8 protein-coding genes and 2 pseudogenes are annotated in these 10,088 nt (G+C 65.1%); 3 read left to right on the top strand and 7 right to left on the bottom strand.

Going from position 1 to position 10,088, the window contains the following annotated elements; translation table 11 throughout:
• Positions 1-706: pseudogene (locus AX750_RS13170) on the bottom strand (ABC transporter substrate-binding protein); the annotation flags it as partial.
• Positions 707-766: 60 nt separating this feature from the next.
• Positions 767-1,687 (bottom strand): LysR substrate-binding domain-containing protein, encoded by a 921-nt coding sequence (locus AX750_RS13165; RefSeq protein WP_067254409.1) that lies wholly within the window; start codon positions 1,685-1,687, stop codon positions 767-769.
• Between the two features lie 178 nt (positions 1,688-1,865).
• On the opposite strand from AX750_RS13165, the pseudogene ilvD reads away from it, so the two are divergent.
• Positions 1,866-3,705, top strand: a pseudogene (gene ilvD / locus AX750_RS13160) (dihydroxy-acid dehydratase).
• Between the two features lie 113 nt (positions 3,706-3,818).
• On the opposite strand, the gene AX750_RS13155 reads toward ilvD, so the two are convergent.
• The 5 genes from AX750_RS13155 to AX750_RS13135 all read right to left on the bottom strand — a co-directional run bounded on the left by AX750_RS13155 (position 3,819) and on the right by AX750_RS13135 (position 7,376).
• Positions 3,819-5,234, bottom strand: a complete 1,416-nt coding sequence (locus tag AX750_RS13155; RefSeq protein WP_067254407.1) for a hypothetical protein — start codon at positions 5,232-5,234, stop codon at positions 3,819-3,821.
• Entirely contained in the window at positions 5,231-5,455 is a 225-nt protein-coding gene (locus tag AX750_RS13150; RefSeq protein WP_156462456.1) for a hypothetical protein, read from the bottom strand. Before AX750_RS13150 ends, AX750_RS13155 begins: the two co-directional genes overlap by 4 nt.
• A 125-nt stretch (positions 5,456-5,580) precedes the next feature.
• On the bottom strand, positions 5,581-6,075 hold the full coding sequence (locus AX750_RS13145; RefSeq protein WP_067254401.1) for a hypothetical protein: 495 nt from the start codon (positions 6,073-6,075) through the stop codon (positions 5,581-5,583).
• 4 nt (positions 6,076-6,079) lie between these two features.
• On the bottom strand, positions 6,080-6,847 hold the full coding sequence (locus AX750_RS13140; RefSeq protein WP_067254399.1) for a hypothetical protein: 768 nt from the start codon (positions 6,845-6,847) through the stop codon (positions 6,080-6,082).
• Positions 6,848-6,860: 13 nt separating this feature from the next.
• Entirely contained in the window at positions 6,861-7,376 is a 516-nt protein-coding gene (locus AX750_RS13135; RefSeq protein ID WP_068072122.1) for a hypothetical protein, read from the bottom strand.
• Between the two features lie 329 nt (positions 7,377-7,705).
• Between AX750_RS13135 and AX750_RS13130 the strand changes: the two genes are divergently transcribed.
• Together AX750_RS13130 and AX750_RS13125 are read left to right on the top strand one after the other, a co-directional pair.
• Positions 7,706-8,077 (top strand): plasmid mobilization relaxosome protein MobC, encoded by a 372-nt coding sequence (locus AX750_RS13130; RefSeq protein ID WP_067254392.1) that lies wholly within the window; start codon positions 7,706-7,708, stop codon positions 8,075-8,077.
• Positions 8,077-9,744: a hypothetical protein gene (locus AX750_RS13125; RefSeq protein WP_067254389.1), complete on the top strand. Its 1,668-nt coding sequence runs from the start codon at positions 8,077-8,079 to the stop codon at positions 9,742-9,744. The genes AX750_RS13130 and AX750_RS13125 overlap by 1 nt, the downstream gene beginning before the upstream one ends.
• The last annotated feature ends 344 nt before the right edge of the window (positions 9,745-10,088 follow it).

Below are 10,088 nucleotides of genomic sequence, written 5' to 3'. Positions count from 1 at the left end.
TCCTGTCTGCCAAAAGACATACTTCAGGGTGGACCAATTCAACGGGGGTGGATCAGGGCCGATCCATTCGGCGCCGTCGATCGTCCCCCGTTTCCAAAGCCGGATAAATGGCGCCGCCTGCAATTTGTTGCGGCACGACGCCGAGCTTCAACATGACTTGGCCGGCCAGTCCGGCGATGCGGAATTTCAGCCCCTTGCGATCGTTTGGGCTGTTGATTTCCTTGCGAAACCAGCCGCCCATCTGGGCGCCGGTGTTTCCGCAGGGCAATCCGTAGACATTGCTCTTGCGATAGAGCGTGTTCATCAGCTCGATGCCGCCGCCCTGATACATCCAAGCATTCTGCTGCCGTGTATTCAGGCCGTAAGGGACGGCGGTTCCGAAGGTGAAGGCCTCGTTCTTGCCGACAAAGAAGAATGAGCTTGTATGGCAGACCTCGACCGTGTTGATCGAAACCCCATCGAGGACTTGAAGCGGCGGTATGATCTCGCCCGCTGCGAAGACCTGGATCTGGAAGCGACCATCGGTCAGCTCGGCGACCGCTTTGGCGAACGCTTCGCCAGCGCCGTAGATCGCATCGAGCGATTTCGGGAAGCTCGATTGAAGCCGCCAGCGGATTGTCGGCTGAGACTGCGCTATGGCGGGCGACGCGATAACGCTTGTAGCGGCAGCCAGCCCAGCAGTCGAAACGAATGCACGACGATCCATCTGGCTTCTCCCCTGTTTTCGGCCTTGTACCGGCCGCGTACGGGAAGGTTAGGGAGCCTCTCAGGGCCCAGGAAATGAATTTGCCCGATGCTGAAGATCGGACTCCTCGATGGCGCCATCGTTGCCATGCGGCAATGCCAGCGCGGCGCACAAATGATCGTGGAATGCGCGGATTGCGGGACTTGGCCTGCCTGGCGCAAGATGGAGCGCGATCTCGGAGGGTGGTAACGGCGGGAGGCCCATGTTGGCGCCGATCAGCCGCAAGCCGGGACGTGCGGTCCCGGCCTTGACGACCGTCACCGCCACGCCTGACACCGCCATGGCTTCGACCGCACTAATGCTCGAACTGCTGAACAGAACGCGCCAGGATCGCCCGGCAGCCGTCAGCGCCTCGAGGGCCCATTCACGGTACATGTTGGGGGCTTTGAGCAAAGCGAGCGGGACGCGATCCATATCAAACGACTCCCGTCCATCGGAGCAGGCCCAGGACGTCTGTTCCGTGCGCAGAACCAGACCGCGGCCGTCCCCAGCCTTCTGCGTCGCCAGAACGACGTCGAACGCTCCGCCGAGATCGTTCAGCAGGTCGCGCGTAAACCCGGTGGTGACTTCGAGCTCGACACCGGGATGCGAGCGAGCGAACCGCGCCAGTGTCTGCGGAAGCACAATCGTCGCGTAGTCGTCCATGACAGCCAACCGAACTGATCCGCTAACGCTTTGGGCGTTGATCACGTCCAGTGCTTCATCATGAAGCGAAACGATCCTGCGCGCATCTCCAAGGAAATCTTCGCCGGCGCGCGTCAATGCAACCTCATGTGGCGATCGCTGCAGGAGGCTTTGGCCTGCCAGTTCCTCGAGCCGTCGGACCTGAGTGCTGATCGTGGATTGGCTGCGAAACAGGGCGGTGGCGGCACGGGTGAAGCTGCGCAGGTCTGCGATGGTGACAAAGCAACGCAGGAGATCGATGTCGATGTTGCGCAGCATGGACGGTCTCTCCGCGCCGTTGCGGCCTGGTTTCTCTATAGAATGGCCACCTCCCGGAATTTCGAGATCGAAGATGAAATTCGTCGATGCGGCCGAACGGAAAATCGCATTATGGCCGGCGAACCCCAAAGCTTAGCTTGCCGAGAGCCCGCACCTCAACCGCTCCGCCGAGATCATCATGCCTCCCTATCGTTCCAGAACCACCACCCATGGCCGCAACATGGCCGGCGCGCGCGGGCTCTGGCGCGCCACCGGCATGAAGGACAGCGATTTCGGCAAGCCGATCATCGCGGTCGTCAATTCCTTCACGCAGTTCGTTCCGGGCCATGTCCATCTCAAGGATGTCGGCCAGCTCGTGGCGCGCGAGATCGAGCAGGCCGGCGGCGTCGCAAAGGAGTTCAACACCATCGCGGGGGATGACGGCATCGCCATGGGCCATGACGGAATGCTCTACAGCCTGCCCTCGCGCGAGCTGATCGCCGACAGCGTCGAATACATGGTCAACGCTCATTGTGCGGATGCGATGGTCTGCATCTCGAACTGCGACAAGATCACGCCGGGCATGCTGATGGCGGCGCTGCGGCTAAACATCCCCACGGTCTTCGTCTCGGGCGGGCCGATGGAGGCCGGCAAATATCTGGCCGATGGCGTCCTGAAGAAGGTCGATCTGGTCGATGCCATGATCTCGGCCGCCGATGACCGCGACACCGACAATCAGGTCGCGGTGATCGAGCGGTCCGCCTGCCCGACCTGCGGCTCTTGCTCCGGCATGTTCACCGCGAACTCAATGAACTGCCTGACCGAGGCGCTGGGGCTGGCGCTACCGGGCAACGGCTCGGTGCTGGCGACGCATGCCGACCGCCGGCGCCTCTTCGTCGAGGCGGGTCACCTGATCGTCTACATCACCCGTCGCCATTACGAGCAGGACGATGCCTCGGTGCTGCCGCGCAATGTCGCGAGCTTCAAGGCGTTCGAGAATGCGATGACGCTGGACATCGCGATGGGCGGGTCCACCAACACGGTGCTGCACCTGCTGGCGGCGGCGCATGAGGCGCAAACGCCGTTCACCATGGCCGATATCGACAGGCTGCCGCGACGGGTGCCCGTGCTGTGCAAGGTCGCCCCCTCGGTCGCCAACGTTCATATGGAGGACGTCCATCGCGCCGGCGGCATCATGGCCATTCTCGGGGAACTCGATCGCGCCGGCCTGATCGACACCAGCCTGCCCACGGTTCACAGCGCGAGCCTTGGTGAGGCGCTGGCGCGCTGGGACGTGATGCAGACGCAGAGCGAGAGCGTGCGCTCCTTCTACAGCGCGGCGCCTGGCGGCGTGCCGACGCAGATCGCCTTCAGCCAGGAGCGCCGCTACGCCGATCTCGACCTCGACCGCATGGGCGGCGTGATCCGCAATGCCGCTAGCGCCCATTCGCGCGATGGCGGGCTGGCCGTGCTTTCCGGCAACCTGGCAGAAGACGGCTGCATCGTGAAGACGGCGGGCGTCGACGCCTCGATCCTCAGTTTCTCCGGCCCGGCCGTGATCTTCGAAAGCCAGGATGCGGCGGTGGACGGGATCCTCAACGGCAGGGTCAAGCCGGGCGATGTCGTGCTGATCCGCTATGAAGGACCGCGTGGCGGGCCCGGCATGCAGGAGATGCTCTACCCCACGAGCTACCTCAAATCGAAGGGCCTGGGCAAAGCCTGCGCGCTCGTCACCGACGGCCGCTTCTCCGGCGGCTCCTCCGTACTCTCGATCGGCCATGTCTCGCCTGAGGCGGCGGAGGGCGGAACGATCGGCTTGGTCGAGAGCGGCGACATCATCGCGATCGATCCCCAACCGCAGCATCAGCCTGATGGTGGACGATGCCGAGCTCCTGTGCCGCCGCGCGGCGATGGAGGCGAAGTGCAGAGACGGCTGGAAGCCAAGTACACCACGCAAGCGCAGGGTGACGACAGCGCTAAAAGCTTACGCGACGCACGCCACAAGCGCGGCAAAGGGGGCTGTGCGTGTGATCGACTGATCGGTGGACATTCCAACGAGAAAGAGCCGTCCGCGCCGTCCGCTGTCCGCCGAAGCGGTGGCGGAAAGTAGGACAGCGCGGACGGGGCGGACAACCACTTCGGGGCGAGGAAGTCACGCTGCCCGCCGCGTGATTGCGATGGTGCGGGTCCTGTCTTTGCCGACACGATCGAACTCGACGCCAACCCCGTTGGAGCGGAGCACCGGCGCGAGCCGGCGCAGGCGGCCGGCAAGCGCGGCGGGATCGAGCCGCTTAGGCGGAACCATGCGCGGCTCGAGGGCCCTGGCGAGATCGGTGGCGGTCCCATTCCACGGCCCGTGGTCATGGGCCAGTTTCGAGACGGCGCTGACGATGGGGTCGCTCTCGGCGAGGATGGCCGAACTCATCGAGCGGTTGCGGTCATAGGCTTCCAGGAAGCAGCCGGGCGGCCCGAAGACATGCTCGATCGCGATGCCGATGCGCGCAAAGCCCGCCATGCGCGGCAGTCGGTCGGTTTTGAGCGTCGGCAGGCGATCGACCGCCATGGCCATGAGATCGAGAAGGGTGCCGAGGATCTGTGGGTGGCGAGCCTGGAACAAGGTCGTGAAAGCCCCGGGATCGAGCCGTTCTTCCTCGGCGATCGCCGGCAAGTTCAGGATGACCGCCCGATCGGCGAGGTCGGGTCTCGTGACGACGTCGGCGATGGAGTTCAGGATGACGGGCTTGATCGCCTCGAAATACACCTCTCCGGAGTCGGTGAAGAGCTGGCGCGTCGCCATGCCGCCGCCGGTCGCGAGCTTGCACAAGGTGTCGCTGAGCCAGTCGTCGATCGACGAGATGTTGTCGAAGGCCAGCACATGCGTGTTGGACGTGGAGATATAGAGGTCGCGCTCGGAGCGCGGCAGCGCTCTAAGCGGAAGCCGACTCGGATCGACGAGGTCATGGACGAGTTTGGCGGTCGTCGTCTTCGCCGAGCCCTGTTCGCCACCGATCACCAGGAGGGGATAGGGCCCCTCCGGCATGAGTGCGGCGACACACCAGGTCGCCAGGAGCTGGAACGAGCCATCATCGACGAGATTGAGAAGGCTGCGAAGGAGATCGAGCCCGCCTTCCCGGGCCGGCATGGGCATGGGTCGGGTCAGGTTGCCCCTGACGAAGCGGACCGGAGGCGCCGGCACGATGCGCCATTGGCCAGACGCCATCTCGATCGCGGCGCCGGTCTCGTCCCCGAGGTCGATGTAGATGCGCCCGCCATCTCGGGCCGATCGCAGGAAGACCGGCTGCTCCGGGGCGAGACTGGCGATGTCCTCGATCGCGGTGATGGCCGCCTTGACGGCCGCCGCCGGCGGGATCCGGCCCTGATGTTCCCGGAACCGCAGCCGCAGCCAGGTCTGGAAGGCAGGACCACGGACTTGCAGGGTACGCTGGCCCTTTTTCGTCGTGACGGTCGCATAGCACCGGCCCTGCCAGCGCACGAACCCGACCTCTTGCTCGGCGATGGCCAGGAGGAGATCGGCATCGGTCGGGGGGACATTCTCCTCGTCGCTCATCGCGCGATCTCCCGGGGTCCGAAGCCATTCTCGGGCTGGCGCATCTCCGCTGTCGCTGCAGAGGGGCCAATCGTGATGGCGATGTCGACGGGCCGGTGAGCCGCGGTCGCCTCGACGATCAGACGGATGACGAGGTCCGACGTCGTGGCGCGCTTCTCCTCGATCGCGATGGGCTGCGGCTGCGAGGGCTGAGTGGGCCCGTTGTTGGGCCCGGCAGCCACAACAGAAGCCGACGCCTGAGGGGCGTGCATCTTCTGCCGATGAAGCAAAGCTGCGTGGTAGGTGGCGGGAAAATCATGCTTGAACATCGGTTCTGGCTTTCGTTCGATCGAAGGGAGATTGAGGGTCAGGGGCGCGTGCGAATGCCGCGCACGGTTCCGGATTCCGGATCTGGGCCCGGGAAACAGAACGGCGGCTGTGAGGTCCAGCCGGGAATCGTGCAGCGATCCAAGGCGTCGAGGAGTCCGGCATCGGACATCCACTTGGCCCGCTTGCCCTCTTCCGAGAGCGTCCAGCGGACGGCCGGGTCCATCTCCCGCAGGAACTGCCGGGTCGCTATCGCGTAACCGAGGACGACGCAGGCCGAGCTGAGAACGGCCGCAAGCGCCATGCCGAGGGCACGGCGAGCGCGCCGGCGCTTCGTGTGGGTCGCGATGGCCGCCGCATTGGCTTGTGCGATTCCTGTCCTGAGCGACTGGTACAGAATGAGGAGGACCGCAACGGGCGATCCGGGCTTCAGGCGGAACGCCGCGATCGCGGGAAGAAGGTCGCGGTGCTCGGCCGCCGTCAGCGGGCGGCCGAGCAGATCGCGAGCGAGATTATCGACGTCGTCGCGATCCATGGGATCAGCCGTTCAAGAGCGGCGCCAGCGCCGCTTCGGCCCGGGGCGACCAGATGTCGAGCGCAGCGGTCTCCGCCTCATCGCCGAGCGCCGCGATCTCAGCGAAGGACAGGCGCTGCGACTTGAAGCGCCGCATGATCGCCTCGGGAATGGCCGGGAGGTCGATCACGCGGTTGTCGGCGATCATCGCCTGTCCGAGCTTCGACTCGTTGAAGGCCCGGAAGCTCTCCGGACGGCCGAAGTGTCGCGGGCGCACCACGAACACCGTGGCGTTGGGCATCGCCTCGAGCAGGTCGGGGAGATGGTTGCAGCTGTCGATGTCCGGGTCGATGGGGGAGAGGACGACCATCGGACGCTCCAACCGCTTGGCCGCGAGGTCGAGGATCGGCGCGTTCTCCATGAAGGTCTCGACGAGACCGGCGCCGCACGAGATCAGGATCTCCTCGTCGATGTCCGGGTCGGTGAGCCGCCGGGCGATCGACACGAAGCCACCCTCGTCTTCGAGCGACAGGCATTCGCAGGGGAGCACCCTCTCGTGGCTCTTCCACAGATCGGGGTTCGACACATCCGTGTCGATCACACGCGGCCGCGATCCGCTGCACATCAGCAGATAGGCGAGCGCGGCGAGCGTGCTGCTCTTGCTCACACCGCCCTTCGGGTTCCAGGAGAGGATGGCCTGGGCCAGCCTCTTGCGGGTGGGCCTCAGCTGCCCAGGCCGGGCCGTGTCGGGCCTGGCGATCTTGCGCTTCTCGATCAGTTCCCTGGTCGTCATGATCTCATACTCCTCAGAATTTGTCGGGCTTGGGCTTGAACGTGCCGAGCTCGGGGAGCGCGGCCTCAGCGAGATCGGGCGCCGACGCCGGCCCGGTCTGACTGTTCGTGTTGCGCGGGGCACCCTCGGCGGGGGCTTCGCGCGAAACGGCTTGGGTGGATTTGGCAACCTGCTGGCGCAGGGCGATCTGCCCCTCACCTGCGGCAGAGGGGCTGGGTCCGCCGCGATCGTCCGGCTGGGCCACGACGGCGTCATCATCGCCGGGGTCGGGCTTCATCCGCCCCCGGCGGATGTCGGTCACGTACTGCTTGACCGTCAGCGGCGCGATCTTGCGACCGCACCAGCCTTCGATGCGCCCCGCAATCTCTTCCCAGGACTTGCCCGCCTCGCGCATCTTCACGATCGCCGGAAAGAACACCCGCACGGCCGCCGCATTGCTGCGGATCGTGACCGGTCGTTCGGCCAGCGCTTTGTCCGCTTCCTGTTCGGCAGCCTGCCGCATGGCTTTCAGATCGAGTTTCTTCGTCATCGGTGAACTCCTGCCATTGAAATGCGCCATGTCAAATATCGGCGCAATATTTACGTGAAATCTATTTTCATCATGCGGATATATGCGGATATATTCAGGACGTATCAGGATATTGATGCGATATATTAGAGGCGTAAGGGCGTATAGAATGAATAAATATTGCACGAAATTCGGATTGTGATTTCATGAAGGGGCGAGTGAGGCTCAAGTGCACAAATCTATATTTGTGACATGAGAAAGCTCGGCAGGGGAAACCCCATGCACCCCAACCCGGCAGATCCGGGTGCGCGACGAGCGCGCCGGCTTCGCCGAAATCACAGGAGGCCTCGATGTCCGAAGGAAACCAGTACCCACACTTCGTCTCGTTCCGGATCGACGACCCGACCGCAGCGCAGCTGGCCGCCGTGTCGCAGGCCGCCGGGCTGAAGCCCAATGCCTGGGCCCGGGCTGCCGTCATCAAGGCGCTTGGCTCGTCGATGAGGGCGCCGGCGGTGCGGCGCGCGGCAGCCAACGCAGGCAGGCTCGATGCCATGCTCGACGAGCTGCGGGCACACGGCCGGAATCTGAACCAGATGACGAGGCACGCGAACACGGCCGGCTCGCTCGTCTCGCTCGGCACCCACATCAAGACGATGCTGACGCAGACGGAGATCGTGATGGCTCGCGTGCTCGATGCGCTGAAGATCGAGGAAGACGCGTAATGATGCTGCTCACCACGCCACGCCGCATCGGCGAGCTCGGACGCCACCTGATGAAGACGGGGCGTGGCTCGAACGAACAGGTCATCATTCGCGATGACCTGTGCCGGGATGTCCCGCACGAGGCTGTGCTGGCTTTGCGCGTGCTTGCGGCTCAGTCCCGCCGCAACCACCGCGTCCAGCGCGACGTGGTCCACATTGTCATCTCGCCCAAGCGCGCGCTGAGTCCTGCAGAACTTGGCTACGTCCTCAGAGTGATCCAGGAGGAGTTCGACATTCCTACCGACGCCGCCCGGCATGTCACCGAACATCGTAAGGGACGCCGGGCTCCACATTTCCACGTCGTGTACGCCATGACCGATCCAGTGACTGGCAAAGCCCTGCGGTTCCGGCGCAGCCGAGAGCGCGACGACATGCTCGCCAGACGTCTCGAGATCGAGCTGGGCGAAGGGCTCTCGCCCAGCGTCAGGGTCGATCGGATCGCCGAGATGCTGCGCGAACGCGGGCTTGAGGATCTTGCCGAACGCGCTGCGGCTGGACCTGTCGCCGAACCCGGCATTCGTCCTGGCAAGGACGAGATGCAGCAGGCGGCTCGCCTCGAGGCGGACGTCGAGACAATCGACGATCGCGTCCTGCTCGCGTGGCGTCGCTGCGGCGGTGATCTGCAGCGGTTCCGTGCCGAACTGGACGCCAGCGGCTTTTCGCTCTGCGCCGGGCATACCCTCGTCGATGGTCGCCCGATCGTGCGTTTGATCGACCGCGAGAGCCTGATGACCACGAGCCTGACACGGCACGTCAACCGCGTCTCCAAGGGAGCCGGGCAAGCCGCGAAGCTCCACGAGATCGACGTCGGCCGGGCCTTCGGTGCGCTTCCGGCAGAGAAGCAGGCGCGCGCCGCGCTGCGCCTCGATGGTCCCCAGCGCAGTGCTGACGCCGTACTCGGCGAGTTCGACAGGCTCATCCGCGAGATGGAGGCCGACGGCGAGCGCGACCAGGCTGATCGTGCCAAGGCCGCCAAAGAGCGTACAGCCAACAGGCTCACCGCAGAGGAGCGTACGCGGCTTCGGCAGCGTCAGGCTCTGGTGCGAGAGCGCTACCGCCGGCGCGACCGGATCCGCCGCGCGCGGGTCAACCGTTTCTTCATTGCAGCCGGCGTGTTCGCCAATCCAAAGGTTCGCAAGCTCGCCTTCTACCTGCTGGCCGCAGGCGCCATGGCGAGCGGGGCAGGGCTGCTGGGCGCACTCGCCGTGGCAGGTGTGGCTGTCGCGAGCCTGCCGTCCTACCAGGGCGCGCGATGTCTGAGAGCCGCCCATGATGAGGCCGCTGCGCAAGACCGGATCAAGATGGCCGCCGAACTCCAGGCGGAGAGCCGCGACTTCTTCCGCCAGCGGGCAATCGCCATGAAGCTGGCCGACCAGCGGGCCTGTCAGCGCGCTATGCAGGAGAAACGCGAGCGTGCGGCACGACTGCGCGCGATGAAGGAGCAAGCCCGTGTGCGGGCTGGTCGTCAGGATCGTGAGGGGCTTCGTATCCGAACCAGGGCCGCCGAAGAGCAGCTCGCCCGTGTCATGCGTGGCCACAGGCCGGGGCGCAGCGGGCAGGGCGACGGGGGGCAGCAGCGCAACCGCTCCGCTGCCGCACGGCCCCGCGGGCGCGGCATGGAGCGCTGAACTCGCAGCCGCCCCGCCGTCAGCGGGGCGTACCTGCGACCCAGAGCCGTTATTGCGAATGTATCCGTATGGCATCGCGAAGCGTCAGGTTGTGATCCTGAGCGCGTTATGGATGCATCCGCAGATTTTACTGGGCGTTCGGAAACTTTCCCCCCCCCCATTCCTTCAGGGGCGCGCGATACCAGGCTAGGGGTCGCGAACTATACCACAGGCTGCTAGCGAGCGGAATGCACGTGAGCCATGCGCCACTGGACTAAGCCGCTCTCGCGGCAGGGTGCTGCGGCGCGGGGTTCGCTGAGATTTCGCCTGTGAGGCGCTGCATCCGAGGATTTGGGGGTCGTTTC

This window comes from Methylobacterium sp. CCH7-A2 (assembly GCF_001557075.1).
GTDB classification, from domain to species: Bacteria; Pseudomonadota; Alphaproteobacteria; order Rhizobiales; family Beijerinckiaceae; genus Allobosea; species Allobosea massiliensis.
Note: the sequence above shows the minus strand (reverse complement) of the source record. Positions and strands in the feature narration are given on the sequence as shown.